The following is an 18,011-nucleotide window of genomic DNA, read 5'->3' as shown; positions in this document are numbered from 1 at the left end:
AAGCATTTAGCCGGAGTCGCCCTGTGGCGGCTCCCGAACCGAAAGAGATAATCACATGAGTGATGCTATCGAGCTCAGTCTGTTGGATGAAGTAGAGCGCCAACCAGCTCCCGAACCGAAAGAGATAATCACATGAGTGATGCTATCGAGCTCAGTCTGGACGGGGTAGAGCGCCAGCCCATGCGCGCCTTTACCGAACAGGCTTACTTGAACTACTCCATGTACGTCATCATGGATCGGGCCCTGCCCCATATCGGCGATGGCCTCAAGCCCGTGCAGCGGCGCATCATCTACGCCATGAGCGAGCTGGGGCTGTCCGCGCTCTCCAAGCACAAGAAGTCCGCCCGTACCGTGGGTGACGTGCTGGGTAAGTACCATCCCCACGGCGACAGCGCCTGTTATGAAGCCATGGTGCTGATGGCCCAGCCCTTCTCCTACCGCTACCCGCTGGTGGACGGTCAGGGCAACTGGGGTGCGCCGGACGATCCCAAATCCTTCGCCGCCATGCGTTACACAGAGGCGCGGCTGTCGCGCTTCTCCGAGCTGCTGCTCTCCGAGCTCGGCCAAGGCACTGTGGAGTGGACGCCGAACTTCGACGGCACCATGAAGGAACCCGTGGTGCTGCCCGCCCGCCTGCCTCACATACTGCTCAACGGGGTGACCGGCATAGCGGTGGGCATGGCGACCGACATTCCGCCCCACAACGCGCGGGAAGTGGCCCTTGCCTGTGCCGAGCTGCTGGACAACCCCAATGCGGGGCTGGATGTGCTGATGACGCATATTCAGGGGCCGGACTACCCGACCAATGCCGAGATCATCACCCCGCGCGATGACATCCGCAAAATCTACGAGACCGGCAAGGGCTCCATCAAGCAGCGGGCGGTGTGGAGCGAGGAGGATGGCGACATCGTCATCACGGCGCTGCCCCATCAGGCCTCGGGCGCCAAGATCATGGAGCAGATCGCCGCCCAGATGGTGGCGAAGAAGCTGCCCATGGTCACCGATCTGCGGGACGAGTCGGATCACGAGAACCCGACCCGTCTGGTGATCATCCCCCGCTCCAACCGGGTGGATGTAGAGGGGCTGATGGCCCACCTGTTCGCCACCACGGATCTGGAGAAGAACTATCGCGTCAACCTCAATATCCTGGGGCTGGACAACAGACCCCAGGTGAAGACCCTCAAGATGATCCTCTCCGAGTGGATCGTCTTCCGTCGCGAGACGGTGCGTCGCCGTCTGCAATATCGTCTCGACAAGGTGCTGGCTCGCCTGCACATCCTCGAAGGCTTGCTGGTCGCCTACCTCAACATCGACGAGGTGATCGAGATCATCCGCACCGAGGATGAGCCGGGCAAGGTGATGGTGGAGCGCTTCAACATCAGCGAGACCCAGGCCGAGGCGATCCTGGAGCTGAAACTGCGCCATCTGGCCAAGCTCGAAGAGTTCAAGCTGCGCGCCGAGCAGGAAGAGCTGGCGCTGGAGCGCGACAAACTCGAACTGATCCTGGGCTCGGAGCGTCGCCTCAACACCCTGCTCAAGAAAGAGCTGCTGGCGGATGCCGAGAAGTACGGCGACGATCGCCGCACCCCGCTGGTGGAGCGTGCCACCGCCGTGGCCCTGACCGAGAAGGAATTGACCCCGAGCGAGCCGGTGACCGTCATCCTGTCCGACAAGGGCTGGGTGCGGGCCGCCAAGGGCCATGACGTAGACGTGGCCGGGCTCTCCTACAAGGCGGGGGATGGCTATCTGGCCCACGCCTGCGGGCGCAGCAACCAGCAGGCGGTCTTCCTCTCTAGCCTGGGCCGCACCTATTCGCTGGAGGCGCACACCCTGCCTTCCGCCCGCAGTCAGGGGGAGCCGCTCACCGGCCGCTTCGCCCTGGGGGCGGGGGAAGAGGTGCGCCATCTGGTGATGGGCAATGAGGGCGAACCCTACCTCATCGCCAGTGACGCCGGTTATGGCTTCGTCTGCAAATATGACGACCTGATTGGCAAGAACAAGAACGGCAAGGCGCTGCTGACGGTGCCGGAAGGGGGCCTGGTGATGGCGCCCCAGAAGATTGGCTCGCCAGAGACCGATCTCTGCATGGCCATCTCCAACGAGGGGCGCATGCTGCTGTTCCCGCTCAGCACACTGCCGGTGCTCGGAAAGGGCAAGGGCAACAAGCTCATCAGCATTCCGTCGGCGCGGGTCAAGGCGCGGGAAGAGTTTATGGTGATGGCCGCCATTATCCCGCAGGGGCAATATGTCACCCTGTTCGCCGGCAAGCGCAAGCTGACCCTCAAACCCTCGGATCTGGACTACTACCGCGGCGAGCGCGGCCGCCGTGGCGCCAAGCTGCCAAGAGGCTTGCAGCGAGTGGACAGGATAGAGATTGAACCCGTGGCCGGAGTCGAACCGGTCGCGGAGGAAAATCAGGAAGGGTAATTAATAAGAAAGGGCGCGAAAGCGCCCTTCTTTATACATTGTACATCTGTTCTATAAGCTCATTAGTGAATCTCTGATCTTTTTTAGACAATGTGTCGCCAAGCGATTTATATGTCATTTTAGTCAGGATAAATGCCTGTTCAATACTTAATATTTTCTGTGAGTCAGAGGCTAAATCAATAATTTTTCTGATCACATGGTCTAAATAGTTGTGTATGTTTTCAATCAGCATTTCAATGTAGCTAGGTGTTGTTCCACTATGAACAATCATATTTCTTGCGCGATAAATTCGGCGAATTTGCCAACCGATTCTTATTGTATGTGATTCCAATCCATTGAGCATATTTTTAGGGCTTGAGTAAACATGCTCTAGATATTCAAATCGGTCCTTTAACAGATGAAAGTCATTAAATGAATTTTTAAATTCATTTCTTAATTCTTGATATTCATCTATAGCAAGTAGCTTGGCTAACTTTACAACCTGATTTTCGCCAGAAACTTGCTTTAAAATTCTCTTTGTTTGCCCTCTATTCCAATTAAATAGATCGCTAGTTAATCTAGCCACAAGTGTTTGATAATAACTTAAGTTTAGGAATGGTATGGTGCTATTAACTATGTGCTCAATGCTGGATATTTTTTCATCATTGCATGCTGGGATTATCGATTCTAAAGAAATCCATAGATTTAGCATTTGGTTTTCATTGGAATCACTTTTAAGTGCTAGAGAGTGAAGTTCTGCAGAGCGAGCAAAAATATTGAATGAATTTTTCTCAAGCCCAAACTCTGACAGAAAGCGATTTGCTTGTTGTGCGGCTCTGGATTTTTTTTGGTCTATGCATTTATGCATAGCATTAATGCTTACCCTAGAGCGGTTAACTATTTTATCTGTATCATCAATGATCAAGCAGTCGCTAGCCCAATTAAGTTGTTCCTTATGATGGAATAATCCAAAAATGGTACTTAATGTATCTAAAATTTTTTCAGCTTTACTTTTTGCGGAGTGTATATCTCTTGCTTTTATATCATCAACACATATGAAAACTTCATCTGTACCTTTGGTGAAGGAGTGATTAGTTAGATCTATATCTAAATTATCTATGGTTTCAATTATCTTTACTTTAAAGGTAGATAATGAGTCGCTATATAACTCTATATCTGATTTTGCTCTATAGATTAGGCGATATGACTTAACTTTATGAGAGAACATTTCAATGAAGTCGTTTATCGCTTCATTACTAGATATTCTGTTTTTGTCGTAGTGGAAAAATTTCTTTGTTGTTTCTGCAATAAACTCTGAACTATAACCAATATTCAGTAAAGTTGTTGCATAGCTTCTGGCTAATGAGCGGATAAGAGAAAAGTTCTTTTGTTCCTTGATCGCTTGGATAAGAAGATCTTCATTTTTCTTCTTATACTTCTTAAGGTAAATCTGCCGAAGGATGAGCTCTATAACTATTTTCTTATCATCAGATTTTTGTTTTGGGTCTAACAAAACTGAATTTATTTGTTTCAATTCTAGTGATAATAAAGATTTTACGACGTGATCTTTTGATAAATTTTCACATAACTCATCAATTACATGCTGTAAATTTGGTTGTTTTATATTCCCTTTGTTTATCTCCTCAATTACTTCTAATGCCTCCTCGCATAATAGACTGGTATTCATTGCAGAGGGTTTATACGTATCTAGAGAAAAATCGAAAAAAAGCTCATCAAACATTTGAGCGAAAAATAATAAGTTTTCTGTGTTTTTAATATCATCCCACTTATCTGTCTTTCGATATTTCATATTATGCCTAACCCACTGTTTTCCGAGAGGTATTGTTATTGTAAAGGCCCGGTAGGTTGGGCAAAATTGTAGGTTGGTGCTGAGTGTACAAAGCCCAACATTTTCAATCCAATGCAATTACTGGTAGCCTACCAGAACCAAATGGTTTCTTGTTGTGATCAGTATCGACCTTTGTCCAAGCCAAGTAAGTAGGGGGCAATGAACAACGTGAATTGCACCGCAATTTATATCCCGCTTGCTGCCGGTGCAATGCGCTGCGCTTATTGCACCCTACGTTAATGGCTTACTTCCCCTCATCCCTGATCCTTCTCCCGCAAGGGGAGAAGGGGGCGTGTAGGATGGCGTCAGGGATATGGAGGGCCGTAGGTTTGATTAGCGAAGCGTAATCAGACGATCGCGTAAACCGGTTGCAGCTGTTTTGCAGGCAACCTCTCTTCTTGTCCCTTTTCCACTCACCACGGTGCCGATGGTGCGGACGATTACGCTGCGCTAATCGACCCTACTCCTCCCCACTCGCTAAGCTTAAAGAAGACAGCACAGTGCCAGGAGGCCAGACATGGAAACGGAGAAAGCCATAGGGCTTATCGAGGCCCACGGGGCCTTTCACGGGGATCACTACAGCTTCAACAGCGACGAGTTCGTGCAGTGGTGTCAGCAGGATGCCCACCAGACCCTCAGCCTGGAGCAGGCCAATCACGAGCTTGCCCCCTTCTGCATCCGGGTCGGCTATGCAGAGCCGAGCAGGTCGTGGCGTTACTATCTCACCTGATGCCCATCCGACGCAGGCAAAGGCGAGGCAAGGGCCTCGCCTTTTCTATGGGCAATGGAAAAAGGAGCCGGCAAGGCTCCTTTCCTGTGATCATGCCCCGGTCTGTTGCCGGTCTTATATGCCGGCCTGGCCACCACGCAGCAGCACCATGACGGTAAACAGCAGCCAGTCATTGATGATGTGTGCGCCGGTCGATACCCAGATATTTTTGGTGATGATGTAGCCACTGAGCAGCACTATGCGGGCCGTCCCAATCACCAGAAAGCATTGCAGAAAATTCCAGTCATAAGTGGGCAGGTGCATGGCCCCGAAGATAAGGGCTGTGCAGAGCCAGGCGGTGAGCATCGCTCGCTTGCGGCTCAGGCTGAGCTTAGTGTGACAAAACCAGAGGATGGCCAGAAAAGGCAGTATGGAGACCACCTCCTCGCCGAAGAGCTGGGGCGCCGTTTTTACATAAAAGAGGATGCGCGCCGTATTGGAGGCCTCTGCCAGCATGGCGTTGACCGGGTTTTCACTCATCTTGAACAGGTGCTGCAGTACCAGTGCAACGGCGACCGAGACCAGAATGTTGACGCCGGCAATCGCCAGCATCAAGAGGACATCCCGCCCCGTCGGTGTTCGAAACAGCGATCGCCATGCCTTCCCCGCCACCATGGCGAGCACGGCCAGGGGGATGAGAGGAAACAGGATGGCGGGGACAAAGCCGCCCGCCGTGGTTTTATAAAACCCTATGTGCGCCGTCAGCACGGCAAAACCCAGCACCACCCCCAGCAGGATCAGCACCCAGCTGCGGCCAGACAAGGTATTCGGGGGCTGGCGATAGAAGGGGAAGTCTCCGGCACTCTTGCGCTCGAAACCAAAGCTATCGCCGTCGTTCAATACCGGCCTTGCTGCAGATTGATGCTCACCCATGCTGACCCCCGATAGTTCATTCAGTTGGCATGGAGACAACCCTACACCAAGTGGGGCACCCGAGTAGTCACGCCAGCCTCTTTATTTAACGGCCGATCATCAAGCTGTTATTGCGGAGCACCTGCCTTCCTGGCAGCCACTATTCTGCGGACACCCAATCTTTTCCCCCTCTTTGCCTGTGGCGACGGGAGCTGCGCCATGGTCGATGAGGCTGAGTCGCTCAACCCTGCTCGCTAAACCCGCTGGGTGTAGTGATCAAAGGCGACAACCTTTTGATATCCCTCCGATTCGTAGAGGGCTTTTGCGGGCAGATTGGATACGGCTGTGGCCAGTTTGACCGTCAGTGCGTCCGTCTCCCTGGCAAAGGTCGCTACCTGTTTTAGCAAGGCTCTCGCGACTCCTTGCTGGCGGGCCGATGCTGCGACAAACAGATCGTTGAGATACCACATCCGCTTCATCGCAACGGATGAGAAGGCGGGATAAAGCTGGGCAAAGCCAATGGCTTCACCCGTCTCACCGCGAGCCAGAAAGATAACAGACTCACTTTTGGCAAGACGTTCGGCAATGAAGGCGGCTGCGGCCATGGGCGCCGGAGCCTGTCCATAGAATTGGCGATAGGCATCAAACAAGAGGGTGAGATCGTCGATATCAACGGAGGTTGCCTGGTGAATATGCATCTAATGTCCTTATCAGTGCTCAAGAGCCGGCAGGGCGCAATAAACAAGGTGAATCGCACCGCCGAACTATTAATTATTGAAATTCCAGGCGATGGGTAGCTCAAGGTCGAAGACAAGCTCATCCCCTTCCAGGCGAAAAGGCACGCTAGTCTGGTGCTGGTCATATTCGTTGATGATGAGGCAGCTCTCGGCGAAGTTGGACTCGTAGTTGAGGTGGGCCAGCCCCTTGCTGCCATCTTCATCGAGTTCGATGCTCAGCACCCGCAGCGGGTTCTGCTGGCTCAGGTTGACTCTGGTGTCCCCCACATCCACTAGCCGCTCCAGCAGGGGGAAGAAGTCCTGCTTGTGGTGCTCTATTGCCCCGGCTATGGCCTGCTCCAACTCGGCCTGAGTGGCAAAGGGGCCCGCCAGCTGATATCGGGTCTGGATCCGCTCCTGGGTCATCTTGGTCTCCTTCTCGCTTGTGCCCGATCCGGGCCTGTCGGTCACACCTTATCAGATATGGATGCAGAGCATCAGGCGGGGATGCGGCCGCTGCGCACCAGCGCCCGGCGGATGTTCTTGCACATCTTGCCGAAGCGGTTTAGCTCGTCGAAGCTGGGCGCAATGCCGCGCTGGATCTGATATTGCCAGTAGCAGAGATCCGTATCCACCAGCTCCATCAGCTTCTTGGGGCAGCCGATGCAGCTGTTGTCGGGCCCGCATTTGAAGGTATCTGGCTGATAGAGCGGGAATTCTTGCTTCACGGCGTCGATGATCTGCTGCATGGCGGTGATCCTGTCGGGTTTTCTGCTCACGGCGCTCCCCTGCGGTCGGTATGAGGGGGCCATTATATTCCTGACAAAATGTGGGCCAATGACGCTGAGGAGGTAGTTGGCGCCACCCGGCTGGCATTGGGGGTCATGAGTCCAGGCAGAACAGCGCCCGACGGATCGGGCGCTGGATGAGAAGGGAGGGGGAGACCTATTTCTTGATCTCGTGGCCGATGACGCCACCGACGACGGCACCACCTATGGTGCCGGCCGCGCTGCCTCCGGTCAGGACGGAGCCGCCGACGGCACCTATGCCGGCACCCACGGCGGTACTCTTGCCCTGTTGCGACATGCCGGAGCAGGCTGCCAGGCCAATCAGCAGGGCCATTGCCACCGCCCCTCGTGTCAAACCATGGAGCTTGTTCATGGGGTTACCTCTTGATGTTGTGCAATGCGCCTGGGGTATGCGGCAAACCATCCCGGTGGGGTTGCCGATCCCGACCCGGACCCCGACGCATCAGCCCGGATAGTGGTTGGTTCAGGGGGCGCCAGGGCGCAGGGGATGACGCGCCAGGGGGCCGTATATCGGTCGGCGCGACCTGCGCCTGTTCGTGATGGGGGCATCTTCCCTCACCCCGGCAGGGGCGTCTGTACGCTAGCACTTATAGGGGCACTTTTTATTGGCGGCGCCTGTTCGGGGGCGCAGAGATGACAACGCCCGGCGAGCCGGGCGTTGGGGGACAAGTTCTCAAGGCAGACAAGCGCCCTAGAAGTCGTGGTAGAGGGGCCAGCCGAGCAGGGGGTGCCTGAGGCCGGCGCGCATCTCGACGTTGTCGAGCTTCTCCGGCGAGGCGTTCTCCCTTTGCTGCTGCTGGTACTGGCGCACAAACCCCAGGGTGTGCAGCAGGTTGGGCACGAAGCCCGGGCTCAGCTCCTGGCGCAGGGCGGCGGCCATGTCGGCGGGCAGCTCGGTGAGCATGAGGGCAAGCTGGGTGGTCAGATGCGCGGTGTCGTACCAGGCCTCGTCGAGCTCAATCTCCCGCCCAAGTCGGCGCTTGAGATCCTGCTTCACCTTGAGGGGCGCGGCGCCGCTGCCCTTGCCGCAGAGGATGCGGTAGAGCAGGGCCTCGGCCAGCTTGTCTTCCATAGTGGGGTGATCGCTCTCGCAGGCGAAGAAGTGCTGATCGATGAGCCCCATCAGGCGGACCTTGTTGTGCTCGGTCAGTGCCTTCTCGTACTCCAGCCACCCTTGCCACTCCTCCACATCGGGAGGGCTCGAGATCTTGTCCAGCAGACGGGCATCCACGTCCCCGTAGAGGCTGTTGCCGGTCTGCCTGGGGCTGACGGAGATGAGCATGGACCAGCCCTTCTGGAACGGCTTGATGGGGCCTTCCGGTGCCTGCAGCAGGGCCAGCGCCCGGGCCGTGTCGCGCCCGGAGAGCTCCTGCAACCCTAAGCTCACCACGCCGATGACGTCGTGGGCGGCCTGCTCCAGCAGGTGCATCTTGTACTTGTTGTAGTACTTGTCGGCGAATTTCAGGCTCATCAGCACCGCCTTGCCCTTGATGGCGGCAAGTTGCTGGGCGCTCAGGAGTTCACGCTCGGCGCCAAAGCGCAGCACCTGGGTGAGGAAGGGGCCTTCGTTGGCCTCGCGGATGACTAGTTGCATAGGGCTCTCCTCAATCCAGGAAGCTGAACATGTCGTCCACTTCGTCGTACTCGTCGCTGACCTGGTTCTTCTCCTTGGCCTGCATCACCAGCTCGTTGGCGAACTTGTTGATGATCCCCTCCCAGGTGGCGTTCTCACTGCGCAGCAGCGACTTGATGGCTTTCTCCACCTCGGGAGCCTGCTCGCGGATCAGCATCAAGAGGCTTCTCGGATCATCCAGCGGGTAGTCGTGGGCATCCTCGCTCTGCTGGCGCTCGCTGTAGGCGAGGGACTCCTCGAGATCTTCCTCTTCGGCGTGCAGGCCATCGCTATAGCCCTCTTCATCCTCGTAGCGATCGCCACGGTAGAACTCGATGAAGGGGATGGCGAGATAGAAGAGCCCGGCGGGATCCTCGGCGATGCACTCCAGGATCTCGCGCTGCTTGGCCTCGCTGTCCTGGGTGCGGATCAGGTAGTTGAGGAAGTCGAAGGTGTGCTGTTGCAGCTCCTCGGCATTGTTCTTGATGGCCTCCTCCCAGTAGAGAGGCTGCTGGCAGACGATGTCGCGGATCCGCTCCGGGGTCATCAGCTCGGAGATGATGGACGGGAAGGAGATGTCGTGCTGGCCGTTGATCTGGGTCAGGGTGACGATATCAATGTTTTCAATGACTTCGGCCAGTTGCTCGTCGGACATCGTCTTGGCGATCAGCTCGAACTTTTCGCTGGCCTGCTTGGGCTCGACCACGGCCAGCTCTTTGATCTCGATGGCGGTAATTTCTATCAGACTGTTCATGCTTTGCCTCAAATTAGAAACGCACTTCGTCGTACATGTCCTGATCGTCTTCTTCGCCATCACCGCCATGATAGTCGGCGTCGGCATCTTCCCCGTCGTCATCTTCGTCGTCGCGTAGATCAAAGTCGTCATCGGCACGACGGCCACCGCGGGGCTGGGGGTTGTCCAGCAGGTAGAGAACGGCGCAGGCTTCGATCAGCTGATCTTCGCTCTGGGCCCGTACCGCCTTGACCAGCGGCAGATCGGCGTTGTTGAAGGCCACCGACACCTTGAACTCGTCCCATGAGGGTTGTACGTCGTCGGCGAGCCACCTGGCCCACTGCGGCTTCGCCTTGGGCGGGAACTGCACCCGGCCATAGAGGGCCAGCGGCAGGTATTCGGGCATGAACTCCAGCATGCTGATGTCGGCCAGCAGCAGGGCCTTCATCTTGCCGGTGAACTGCTCGAGTGCCTTGGGCTGATCCTGATCCCGGTAGGATTCGATGTTCTCGCTGGCATCACTTTGCAGAGCCTTGAGTCGAGCCTGGTCCCATTTTTTTTGCATAGCGCCCTCAGGGGTAGAATTGGTCCCACATCTCCTGCATGGCAGCAGCGGGATCGGTCACGATGACGTTGTTGAAATCCTTGATAAAAGCGGCTCTCGCCTTGGGATCGGAAAGCACCTCGTAGGCCTTCTTCACCTGATGCAGCTTGATGGCTGCCTGCTCTCGCTCTTCATCCGTCGCCCCGAGCAGCTTGTCGGGGTGGTACTGGTTAGACAGCCGTCGATAGGCTTTCTTGATGTCGTTTTCACTGGCGTTGGACTTGACGCCCAGCACCCGAAAGTAGTTGTTCATGGCAGATCCTGCATCACTGGCATCATCAGAGTCACAATGCTGGCGCCTGATGGGGCTTGGGGAACCAGGCACGGTAAAAACCCGTCATTTTAACGGAAACCACCGGCCACCGCCATGAATAGGACGCGATATGGCAGCGACCCGGGGCGAACGGGGAGCCCGGTCGTCATTAAGCGGCTTGCCAGCCCGTCTGGCGTGGGGCCCCTGCATGGGGACTACACTGACAGAGGGTATCCGTGACGGGCGACAGTGCGCCCATGCCGGTACCAAATCGCCGGACGTGCATGTGACAAGGGACCTGCCCTGGCGATCCTCATCAGGCCTCGACAAGATCGCGGCCACCAAAAGGAATTAACCGCCATGTTCAAACTTTATCTTCTGCCTCTGGTACTGCTGGGCGGCCTCGCCATCGCCGCCGATGAGAGCCTCGATGAGCCGCTGGTGCTGCTCAAGGGGGATGTCACCAAGGCCCAGTTTATGGAGAGAGCCGAGCAGCGCTTCGCCCGGCAAGACAGCAACGGCGATGGCACCCTGTCGGTCGCCGAGAAAGAGGCCGCCATGGCCAAGATGCAAGAGGCGATGAAGCAATCGGGCAAGGCCATGCCGGGCAAGATGGGCAACATGAGGCCGATGCAGGATACGACCAAGGCGCAGTTCATCCAGCGCCATGAGAGCCTCTTCACCCGCCTGGACAAGAACGCTGACGGCGTGATCGACGAAGCCGAGCGGGCCAGCGTCAAGGCCCGGATCGGGCAGGGGGCCATGTCACCGGCGCAATAGAGGGCGCATCAGCAAGCTCGGCCTTCAGATAAAAAAAGAGCCCGGTAGTCATACCGGGCTCTGCTCATTGTGATGGGGCTCAAGCCAGCCAGCTGGCCCACAGCAGCCGCAGCTGCAAGCCCCAGCGACTGCTCCAGCCGGTGGTGCTGCTCACCACCTTGCCCTCCTTGATGATGAGGAAGCTGGGGGTGACGCTCACCTGCCAGCGGGCGGCGAGCGCCCCCTGCTCATCGTTGTGGGTGGGGAAGGTCAGCCCCTTCCTGGCCATGCCCTGTTGCAACCTGGCGTCGTCGCCGGAGCGCAGCGCCACCGTCAGCAGGTTACCGCCGTCTTGCCAGAGCTGCTCCACCGTCGGGGTAGTGAAGCGGCAGACGGCGCACCAGCTGGCCCAGTAGTAGACCAGCAGCGGCCTGTCCCGGCTCATGGCCTGCAGGTCGGCCTGGGTGCCATCTTGCAGGGTCAGCACAGGCAGTGGGCTCCCCTCAGGCAGCGCCGGGCTGCGCCACAGATCCAGCAGGGTCGAGATGATCAGGGCAAACAGCAGCAGCCAGAGTGCCTCCTTGCCCCAGCGTCGCCAGCGGGGTCTGGGGGTGACTGTCTCGGTCATTGGTTACCCCAGTTTCGCCAGTTCAGTTTTCACAAGCTGCTCGAGCTGCTCATAGGGAAGCGCGCCCGGCACCAGCTGGTTGCCGATAAGCGTCGCCGGTGTGCCCTGCACGCCCAGCAAGGTGCCGATGCGCAGGCTATTGCGCAGCTCCTCGGTGGCCTTGCCCTCAGGCTTGAGCGCCACATTGCCGGTGGCCGCCAGCGCCTTGTTGATGTCCGCCTCGGTCAGCATGCCCTGCTTGCTCATCAGCTTGTCGTGCAGGGCGAGGAAGCGGGCCGGATCCTGCTGCCACAGGGTCAGGCTGTACTGGGCCGCCTTGGCGGAGGTCTGTCCCTTGAACGGCAGCAGCTTGATCACCAGCCCCAGATCGTTCGGATAGGCCTTGAGCAGCTTGGCCACCGCGGGGTCGAACTGCTTGCAGTAGGGGCAGTTGTAGTCGGTGAAGAGCACCAGGGTCAGCTTGGGGTTCTTGGCCCCCAGGCGCGGACTGGTGGCGCTGTTGAACAGCACGTCTTTGTTGCCCTTGATGAAGTCGCCGAGCTGGGCCGCCTGATCGGCGGCGTTCTGTTTCTCCCAGGATTCGGCCGCCTCATCCAGGATCTTCGGATTCTGGACCAGGGTCTCGCGGATGAGCTCCTTGATGCGGGCCTCCTGCTCCGGGGTGAAGGGGGCGGCGTGCAGGGCCGGGGTCAAGAGTGTGCCCAGCAGGGTCAGGGCGAGCAGGGTCGGTTTCATTTGGTTTCTCCTTGAGAGGGGGCAATACCGGCTTGCGCCAGGGTGGCAAGCAGGGTCGATCGGTCCAGCAGGGGGGAGAGGATCTCGCCATCCGTCAGGCCGGGCCCGTAGATCTGGTTGAAGGGAATGGCCACGCTGCCGCGCTGGCGCAGGAAGCTGGCGATGCTATCGGAGGGGCGGCTCCAGTCCCCGCGCAGGGCCACCACATCGGGGGCGCTCAGGGCCTGTTGCACGTCATCTCGCAGCAGTACGTTGAATTTGTTGGCTTTGCAGGTGATGCACCAGTCGGCGGTCACATCGATGAAGACTCGCTTGTTCTGGGCCAGTGCCAGCGTGATGGCCTGCTCGGAGAGCGGCTGCCAGTCGACCCTGTCCTGCTGGGGCTTGCCGTCCAGGGTGAAGGCGCCGCCGAGCAGCAGGGCCCCGCCCAGCAGGCAGCCCAGTGCCAGCCCCAGGGTCAGCGCCCGTATGCCGTGGCGCCACACCACGGCCAGCAGCAGGGCCGTCAGCATCAGCGCCATCAGGATCAGCATCCAGAAGGGGCCGACGTGGTTGCCGAGCAGGCTGAGCAGCCAGAGGCTGGAGCCCAGCATCATCAGGCCGAGCAGGGTGCGCAGGCGCCCCATCCAGCGGCCCGGCTTCGGCAGCCAGAGTGCGAGGCGGGGGACGGCAGCGATGAGCAGCCAGGGCAGGCTCATGCCCAGACCCAGCGCGGTAAAGATGAGCCAGAGCTGACCCAGCGGCGCCCCGAGGGCAAAGGCGACCGCAGTGCCGAGGAAGGGTGCGGAGCAGGGGGTTGCCAGCAGGGTGGCAAAGCAGCCCTGCAGGAAGTGACCCCCCAGGCCCTGGCCGCCGCTGGTGGCCAGGCGGGTATTGAGGTTGCTCGGCAGCCGCAGCTCGAACAGCCCCAGCAGATTGGCGCAGAACAGCGCCGTCACCACCACCATGAAGCCGATAAACCAGACGCTCTGGAACTGGATGCCCCAGCCGACCGCCCCCTGGGTGGCGCGCAGCAGTGTGCTCATCAGCGCCAGCGCCCAGAAGGAGACCAGGATGCCGGCACTGGCCGCCAGGAATTGCAGGCGCACCGGGCGGCGCTCCCGGCTCTCGAGTTGCAGCACGGATCCCAGCTTGAGGGCCAGCACCGGCAACACGCAGGGCATCAGGTTGAGGATGAGCCCCCCCAGCAGCGCGGCCCCCAGCAACCAGAGCAGCGAACGGCCGCCGCTCGGCAGGGTCAGGGGCTCACCTATGCGGACCTCGCTCTGCCAGGCCTGCTCGCCGCTCGCCAGTACCAACCCGAGTGGCTGATGACGGATATCGGGGGCATCCCCCTGCCAGCCATCGCTGACCGGAATGCGGGCGATCAGGGTGTTGCCCTGCACCTCCAGGCTGGGCTCGCCAAATTCGACCCCCTCCAGGCGCTGGAGGAATACTTGGGGATCCTGCCAGCCCTGGGGGTTGTCTGCGGTCAGTTGCAACTGGTTCTGCCGGTAGCCCGCCTTGAGGGTCACAGTGTCCGGCATGGCCTGCGGCTGGGTGCTCATCGCCTTCGCATAGGCAAGGTCGAACCCCTCAGGGGCAGCGCCGTCCAGCGCGAGGGTGAAGGGGTAGTCGGTCAGGATGCAGACGTTGCTGCAGGTCGAGAGGCGCAGGGTGCCCGTCAGTGCCTCGCCGCCGCTGCGGGTGAGGCTGATGGGCAGGCTGACGTCCCCCTGGTAGCCCTGGGTCGAGATGCCGCTGACGTCGAACCGTCTGGGCACTGGCCAGTGCCACTGCGCCGCCGGCTGGGGCTGATCCCAGAGGATCTCGGGGGCTATGCCGCCCTCACCCGGGTTCTGCCAATAGGTTTTCCAGCCGGATTCAAGCTGCAGGTTGAGTAGCACCCGGGGGGCTGCGGGATCCCGGGTATCAGCTTGCAGCCGCACCTTGGCGTGATCGTTCTGGGGGCTGGTGAGCCAGCCGGTGTCGCTGGCCAATCCCATGGATTGCCACAGCAGACCGCTCAGCAACAGGGCGGTCTTGATGATGTTTGACATGTGTTTGTCTCTTGAAAATGAAAGTCAGGGTGGAGAAAACCGCCGCAGACTCATTCCCGCCAGACGCAGAGGGTGAGGTGCAGTCGCCGTTCGGGAGGCGAGATGTTGATGGGAGGAGGAAGCGCAGGGGAGCGGCGCGACAGGGGCGCCAGCAGGGCAATCACGAAGGCGATGGCAAAGAAGATCTGCTCGGCGCAGAGCAGATTGGCGGCACTGAGCCACTTGCCGTTGAGCTGGCAACTGCTGGGCTGGGGCGTCGCGGCTTGCCCCTCGTTTGCATCGGCGCTGGACGAGGAGAGGGGGAGCATCTGGCAGCTCAGGGCCTGGTCGAGCTGTGCCAGCCTGGCCAGCGGCTGGGCCGCACAGTTGAGCACCAGGATGCAGACCAGCAGCAGGAGTCTTGTCGCCACGCGTTGTCGCAAAATCATGCTCGTCCTACCCTGTTGAATGGGGCATATCCTATCGATCAATGGTGGCGTGAGCAAGCCAGCGGGATTCGATGCGACCACATGCTCCATCTGGGGTGGTCGGTTCTGTCTGGCGAACGCTTGTTCGCTAAAAGGGGGACCAGTATACTGCGCCGAGTCAAATTCCGAGGTGTTCGATGCTCAAACTTGCCCGTGTGCTGCTGCTTACCCTGCTGCTCATCTTCTGGTTCGTGTTTGGTCTGTTGCTCTGTCTGGTGCGACCGCGCCACCCCAACAACGTCTATGTTTTCGCCCGCATGTACCATGCCGTCTGCCCGCTCATCGGGCTCAAGGTCCGGGTCACCATTCCGGACGAGGTCAAGTCGGCGGGGCCTGCCGTCTATGTCTGCAATCACCAGAGCAACTTCGACATCTTCACCGTGACCGGTGCCGTGCGCCCTGGCGTGGTGGCGGTGGGCAAGAAGAGCCTGCTGTGGCTGCCCTTCTTCGGCCTCATCTTCTGGCTTTCCGGCAACGTGCTGATCGACAGATCCAACCGCTCCCGCGCCATCGGCACCATAGGCCAGGTGGTGGATCGCATCAAGCACCACGGCACCTCCATCTGGATGTTCCCGGAAGGGACCCGCTCCCAGGGCCGCGGTCTGCTGCCGTTCAAGGCCGGCGCCTTCCACACCGCCGTCCAGGCCGAAGTGCCCGTGGTGCCTATCGTCTGCTCCAGCTACTTCGGTCAGGTTGACCTGAACCGCTGGGACAACGGCGAGGTGCTGCTGGAGATGCTGCCCCCCCTGTGCAGCAAGGAGCACGGCGCCGCCGGCATCCGCGATCTGTCGGATACCTGCCGGGCCAAGATGGAAGCCAAGCTGGCGGAGCTGGATGGCAAGCTGGGCCATCGCCCGGCCGCCTGAGGTTTGAGCCCAACTGAATGAAGGGAGCAGCCGGCTCCCTTTTTTATGGCGCTGTCCCAGTTATGTGTTGAAAGGCTAACCTTGAAGTAGGTCATCACCTTGAGGGCCTCCATCATGGATACCCAAGCCTTTCAACATCTACTCTCTCTCTTCCCACAGCTCACCTTGCGCCAGCGTCGCCTCGCGCAACATGAACTCACCGCTCCTCACCCCATCACCTCTTTAGCCACCCAACTCCCCCCTTGCCAATGTTGCCCTCACTGCCAGGCCGAGGCCGCGCAGTTGGCTCCTTGGGGCTGGAGTCGAGGGCTGCGTCGCTATCGCTGCAAGCAGTGTCTGCGTACCAGCTCCGTTCTCACCAAGACGCCACTGGCCCGGCTTCGCAAGGCACAGTGCTGGGAAGACTATGCCCAGGCCCTCATTGACGGGCTGACCGTGCGACAGGCTGCCGTCCGCTGCGGGGTCTGTAAAAACACCGCCTTCTTGTGGCGTCACCGCTTCCTGAAAGCCATGGCGAGTCACCAGGCGGCACGGGAAGGGGGTATCGTCGAGGTTGATGAGACTTTCTTCCTGGAGTCGTTTAAAGGACAACGTGGTTTGCCCCGCCCGGCCCGCCACCGCGGGGGCAAAGGCCGTACCCGAGGCACAGGGTCGGATTACATCCCGGTGATGGTGGTTCAGGACCGGGCTGGCCACCATGCGGATTTTCAGTTGGAGAAAATGAATGCCGAGACGGTGATAGCGGTTTTGACACCCCTTGTCTCGCCAGATGCGGTGTTGTGTAGCGACGGCGCCGGGGTGTATGCCAGTTTCAGCAAAGCGCAGGGAGTGACCCATCAGGTCGTGCACAATCGTCAAGGCGAGCGCGTGATTGGCGCGTACCACATTCAGCATGTAAACGGATATCACCGTCGGTTGAAAGAGTGGATGGAGCGGTTCCATGGGGTAGCTACCCACTATCTGAGGAATTATCTGGGTTGGCGAAGGATGTTGGAGCGCTACGGGCGAGAAGTGAATATCCCACGTTGCTTGCAGGAGGCGCTGGGGCGCCCCATGCAACACGTAATTGGGACATAGCCTTTTTTATTGGTTAAAATCACCACTATGTTGGCCATTTTTACCAACTCATGGCCTTGAGATGACAACGTCGAATCTCCATCTATCTGTAAAACAACAATAAATTATCTTGGCACGGCTCTTGTAATGCCATGGGAAGAGATAGCCATCCCCATGAACAAGGAGCCAGACCATGAGCGTATTCAGCCGCCTGACTGACGTGATCAATGCCAACCTGCACAGCCTGCTCGACAAGAGTGAAGAGCCGGAGAAGATGCTGCGTCTGATGATCGAAGAGATGGAGCAGGTGCAGATAGAGATGAGAACCCAGGCTGCCCGCGTCATCGCCGAACAGAAACAGCTGGAGCGCCATCAGCAGGCGCTGCGCCACCAGATCCAGGAGTGGTCTGCCAAGGCCGAGCTCGCCATCCAGAAGGGACGTGAGGATCTGGCCCGTGCCGCCCTCACGGAGAAGCTGGCCGAGGTCAAGAAGTGCGAGCAACTGGAGCAGGACAAGGCCCGGGTAGCCGAGGTGCTGGCCCAGCTCACCGCCGACAGCGAGCGGCTGGCGACCAAGCTGACCGAGGCCCGCGAGAAGCAGAAGATGCTGACCCTGCGCGAACAGACTGCCCACAGCCGGATCCGTGCCCGCGCCCAGGTGGACAACCAGCGCATGCATGAGCTGATGGCCCGCTTCGACGGCTTTCAGGGCCGGGTCGATCAGCTGGAAGCCCAGCTGGAGGCGGCTACTCTGGGGCAGAATCCCTCGCTGGAGGCCCAGTTCCGCGAGCTGGAGTTGAACGATGAGATTGAGCGCGAGCTGGCTCGCCTGAAAAGCCGGAAGGCGGAGGCATAACC

Annotated in this window: 20 protein-coding genes; 6 read left to right on the top strand and 14 right to left on the bottom strand. The window is 58.8% G+C overall.

Going from position 1 to position 18,011, the window contains the following annotated elements:
- Positions 1–132: 132 nt before the first annotated feature.
- Positions 133–2,427 (top strand): DNA topoisomerase IV subunit A, encoded by a 2,295-nt coding sequence (parC, locus tag Aeroheme_RS18485; protein WP_411166335.1) that lies wholly within the window; start codon positions 133–135, stop codon positions 2,425–2,427.
- Between the two features lie 31 nt (positions 2,428–2,458).
- Here the strand turns inward: parC and Aeroheme_RS18480 are convergent, their stop codons facing one another.
- Complete coding sequence (locus tag Aeroheme_RS18480; protein ID WP_411166334.1) at positions 2,459–4,216, bottom strand: hypothetical protein; 1,758 nt, start codon at positions 4,214–4,216, stop codon at positions 2,459–2,461.
- 556 nt (positions 4,217–4,772) lie between these two features.
- On the opposite strand from Aeroheme_RS18480, the gene Aeroheme_RS18475 reads away from it, so the two are divergent.
- Entirely contained in the window at positions 4,773–4,985 is a 213-nt protein-coding gene (locus Aeroheme_RS18475; protein ID WP_111913395.1) for a hypothetical protein, read from the top strand.
- 114 nt (positions 4,986–5,099) lie between these two features.
- Here Aeroheme_RS18475 and Aeroheme_RS18470 read toward each other — a convergent pair whose 3' ends face one another.
- The 9 genes from Aeroheme_RS18470 to Aeroheme_RS18430 form a co-directional block, all read right to left on the bottom strand.
- Positions 5,100–5,897: a type II CAAX prenyl endopeptidase Rce1 family protein gene (locus Aeroheme_RS18470; RefSeq protein ID WP_411166333.1), complete on the bottom strand. Its 798-nt coding sequence runs from the start codon at positions 5,895–5,897 to the stop codon at positions 5,100–5,102.
- 233 nt (positions 5,898–6,130) lie between these two features.
- On the bottom strand, positions 6,131–6,574 hold the full coding sequence (locus Aeroheme_RS18465; RefSeq protein ID WP_106885077.1) for a GNAT family N-acetyltransferase: 444 nt from the start codon (positions 6,572–6,574) through the stop codon (positions 6,131–6,133).
- 69 nt (positions 6,575–6,643) lie between these two features.
- The gene (locus Aeroheme_RS18460) at positions 6,644–7,018 is read right to left on the bottom strand and encodes a hypothetical protein (protein WP_411166332.1); all 375 of its coding nucleotides are present in this window, start codon (positions 7,016–7,018) and stop codon (positions 6,644–6,646) included.
- A gap of 71 nt (positions 7,019–7,089) precedes the next feature.
- Complete coding sequence (locus Aeroheme_RS18455; RefSeq protein WP_162520044.1) at positions 7,090–7,341, bottom strand: hypothetical protein; 252 nt, start codon at positions 7,339–7,341, stop codon at positions 7,090–7,092.
- Between the two features lie 196 nt (positions 7,342–7,537).
- On the bottom strand, positions 7,538–7,714 hold the full coding sequence (locus tag Aeroheme_RS18450; RefSeq protein ID WP_338888817.1) for a glycine zipper 2TM domain-containing protein: 177 nt from the start codon (positions 7,712–7,714) through the stop codon (positions 7,538–7,540).
- Positions 7,715–8,092: 378 nt separating this feature from the next.
- The gene (gene atcC / locus Aeroheme_RS18445; RefSeq protein ID WP_411166331.1) at positions 8,093–8,995 is read right to left on the bottom strand and encodes a cold adaptation protein AtcC; all 903 of its coding nucleotides are present in this window, start codon (positions 8,993–8,995) and stop codon (positions 8,093–8,095) included.
- Positions 8,996–9,005: 10 nt separating this feature from the next.
- Positions 9,006–9,767 carry a cold adaptation protein AtcB gene (atcB, locus tag Aeroheme_RS18440; protein ID WP_106885072.1) on the bottom strand — a complete coding sequence of 254 codons (762 nt, stop codon included), beginning with the start codon at positions 9,765–9,767 and terminating at the stop codon, positions 9,006–9,008.
- A gap of 13 nt (positions 9,768–9,780) precedes the next feature.
- The gene (atcA, locus tag Aeroheme_RS18435) at positions 9,781–10,311 is read right to left on the bottom strand and encodes a cold adaptation protein AtcA (RefSeq protein WP_139744075.1); all 531 of its coding nucleotides are present in this window, start codon (positions 10,309–10,311) and stop codon (positions 9,781–9,783) included.
- Between the two features lie 7 nt (positions 10,312–10,318).
- Positions 10,319–10,603 (bottom strand): J domain-containing protein, encoded by a 285-nt coding sequence (locus tag Aeroheme_RS18430; protein ID WP_106885070.1) that lies wholly within the window; start codon positions 10,601–10,603, stop codon positions 10,319–10,321.
- Between the two features lie 360 nt (positions 10,604–10,963).
- On the opposite strand from Aeroheme_RS18430, the gene Aeroheme_RS18425 reads away from it, so the two are divergent.
- Complete coding sequence (locus tag Aeroheme_RS18425; protein ID WP_111913413.1) at positions 10,964–11,383, top strand: EF-hand domain-containing protein; 420 nt, start codon at positions 10,964–10,966, stop codon at positions 11,381–11,383.
- A gap of 79 nt (positions 11,384–11,462) precedes the next feature.
- Here Aeroheme_RS18425 and Aeroheme_RS18420 read toward each other — a convergent pair whose 3' ends face one another.
- From Aeroheme_RS18420 to Aeroheme_RS18405, 4 genes are read right to left on the bottom strand one after another with little or no spacing between them, the layout of a single operon-like run.
- On the bottom strand, positions 11,463–11,990 hold the full coding sequence (locus Aeroheme_RS18420) for a protein disulfide oxidoreductase (RefSeq protein WP_171275363.1): 528 nt from the start codon (positions 11,988–11,990) through the stop codon (positions 11,463–11,465).
- A 3-nt stretch (positions 11,991–11,993) separates the two neighbouring features.
- Positions 11,994–12,725, bottom strand: a complete 732-nt coding sequence (locus Aeroheme_RS18415) for a DsbA family protein (RefSeq protein ID WP_005331039.1) — start codon at positions 12,723–12,725, stop codon at positions 11,994–11,996.
- Entirely contained in the window at positions 12,722–14,764 is a 2,043-nt protein-coding gene (locus tag Aeroheme_RS18410) for a protein-disulfide reductase DsbD family protein (protein ID WP_411166330.1), read from the bottom strand. The genes Aeroheme_RS18415 and Aeroheme_RS18410 overlap by 4 nt, the downstream gene beginning before the upstream one ends.
- Positions 14,765–14,814: 50 nt before the next feature.
- The gene (locus Aeroheme_RS18405) at positions 14,815–15,192 is read right to left on the bottom strand and encodes a hypothetical protein (protein ID WP_234691312.1); all 378 of its coding nucleotides are present in this window, start codon (positions 15,190–15,192) and stop codon (positions 14,815–14,817) included.
- 176 nt (positions 15,193–15,368) lie between these two features.
- Between Aeroheme_RS18405 and Aeroheme_RS18400 the strand changes: the two genes are divergently transcribed.
- The 3 genes from Aeroheme_RS18400 (at position 15,369) to pspA (ending at position 18,009) form a co-directional block, all read left to right on the top strand.
- A complete protein-coding gene (locus tag Aeroheme_RS18400; RefSeq protein WP_106885064.1) occupies positions 15,369–16,097 on the top strand; it encodes a 1-acylglycerol-3-phosphate O-acyltransferase in 729 nt (242 codons plus the stop codon).
- A gap of 114 nt (positions 16,098–16,211) precedes the next feature.
- Positions 16,212–17,174, top strand: a complete 963-nt coding sequence (locus tag Aeroheme_RS18395; RefSeq protein ID WP_411166329.1) for an IS1595 family transposase — start codon at positions 16,212–16,214, stop codon at positions 17,172–17,174.
- Positions 17,175–17,346: 172 nt separating this feature from the next.
- Positions 17,347–18,009, top strand: a complete 663-nt coding sequence (gene pspA, locus Aeroheme_RS18390; RefSeq protein WP_163147997.1) for a phage shock protein PspA — start codon at positions 17,347–17,349, stop codon at positions 18,007–18,009.
- Positions 18,010–18,011: the final 2 nt, after the last annotated feature.

The organism is Aeromonas sp. DSM 116730, assembly GCF_046581335.1.
In the GTDB taxonomy this organism is placed as follows: domain Bacteria; phylum Pseudomonadota; class Gammaproteobacteria; order Enterobacterales; family Aeromonadaceae; genus Aeromonas; species Aeromonas rivipollensis.
The sequence above is the reverse complement of the archived record's forward strand: the minus strand, read 5'-3'. Positions and strand labels throughout refer to the sequence as shown.

What these genes read in the sequence shown, in the direction of transcription:
- parC (WP_411166335.1), top strand. Translation starts at nt 133, where the DNA reads ATGAGTGATGCTATCGAGCTCAGTCTGGACGGGGTAGAGCGCCAGCCC.
- Aeroheme_RS18480 (WP_411166334.1), bottom strand. Translation starts at nt 4,216, where the DNA reads ATGAAATATCGAAAGACAGATAAGTGGGATGATATTAAAAACACAGAA.
- Aeroheme_RS18475 (WP_111913395.1), top strand. Translation starts at nt 4,773, where the DNA reads ATGGAAACGGAGAAAGCCATAGGGCTTATCGAGGCCCACGGGGCCTTT.
- Aeroheme_RS18470 (WP_411166333.1), bottom strand. Translation starts at nt 5,897, where the DNA reads ATGGGTGAGCATCAATCTGCAGCAAGGCCGGTATTGAACGACGGCGAT.
- Aeroheme_RS18465 (WP_106885077.1), bottom strand. Translation starts at nt 6,574, where the DNA reads ATGCATATTCACCAGGCAACCTCCGTTGATATCGACGATCTCACCCTC.
- Aeroheme_RS18460 (WP_411166332.1), bottom strand. Translation starts at nt 7,018, where the DNA reads ATGACCCAGGAGCGGATCCAGACCCGATATCAGCTGGCGGGCCCCTTT.
- Aeroheme_RS18455 (WP_162520044.1), bottom strand. Translation starts at nt 7,341, where the DNA reads ATGCAGCAGATCATCGACGCCGTGAAGCAAGAATTCCCGCTCTATCAG.
- Aeroheme_RS18450 (WP_338888817.1), bottom strand. Translation starts at nt 7,714, where the DNA reads ATGGCCCTGCTGATTGGCCTGGCAGCCTGCTCCGGCATGTCGCAACAG.
- atcC (WP_411166331.1), bottom strand. Translation starts at nt 8,995, where the DNA reads ATGCAACTAGTCATCCGCGAGGCCAACGAAGGCCCCTTCCTCACCCAG.
- atcB (WP_106885072.1), bottom strand. Translation starts at nt 9,767, where the DNA reads ATGAACAGTCTGATAGAAATTACCGCCATCGAGATCAAAGAGCTGGCC.
- atcA (WP_139744075.1), bottom strand. Translation starts at nt 10,311, where the DNA reads ATGCAAAAAAAATGGGACCAGGCTCGACTCAAGGCTCTGCAAAGTGAT.
- Aeroheme_RS18430 (WP_106885070.1), bottom strand. Translation starts at nt 10,603, where the DNA reads ATGAACAACTACTTTCGGGTGCTGGGCGTCAAGTCCAACGCCAGTGAA.
- Aeroheme_RS18425 (WP_111913413.1), top strand. Translation starts at nt 10,964, where the DNA reads ATGTTCAAACTTTATCTTCTGCCTCTGGTACTGCTGGGCGGCCTCGCC.
- Aeroheme_RS18420 (WP_171275363.1), bottom strand. Translation starts at nt 11,990, where the DNA reads ATGACCGAGACAGTCACCCCCAGACCCCGCTGGCGACGCTGGGGCAAG.
- Aeroheme_RS18415 (WP_005331039.1), bottom strand. Translation starts at nt 12,725, where the DNA reads ATGAAACCGACCCTGCTCGCCCTGACCCTGCTGGGCACACTCTTGACC.
- Aeroheme_RS18410 (WP_411166330.1), bottom strand. Translation starts at nt 14,764, where the DNA reads ATGTCAAACATCATCAAGACCGCCCTGTTGCTGAGCGGTCTGCTGTGG.
- Aeroheme_RS18405 (WP_234691312.1), bottom strand. Translation starts at nt 15,192, where the DNA reads ATGATTTTGCGACAACGCGTGGCGACAAGACTCCTGCTGCTGGTCTGC.
- Aeroheme_RS18400 (WP_106885064.1), top strand. Translation starts at nt 15,369, where the DNA reads ATGCTCAAACTTGCCCGTGTGCTGCTGCTTACCCTGCTGCTCATCTTC.
- Aeroheme_RS18395 (WP_411166329.1), top strand. Translation starts at nt 16,212, where the DNA reads ATGGATACCCAAGCCTTTCAACATCTACTCTCTCTCTTCCCACAGCTC.
- pspA (WP_163147997.1), top strand. Translation starts at nt 17,347, where the DNA reads ATGAGCGTATTCAGCCGCCTGACTGACGTGATCAATGCCAACCTGCAC.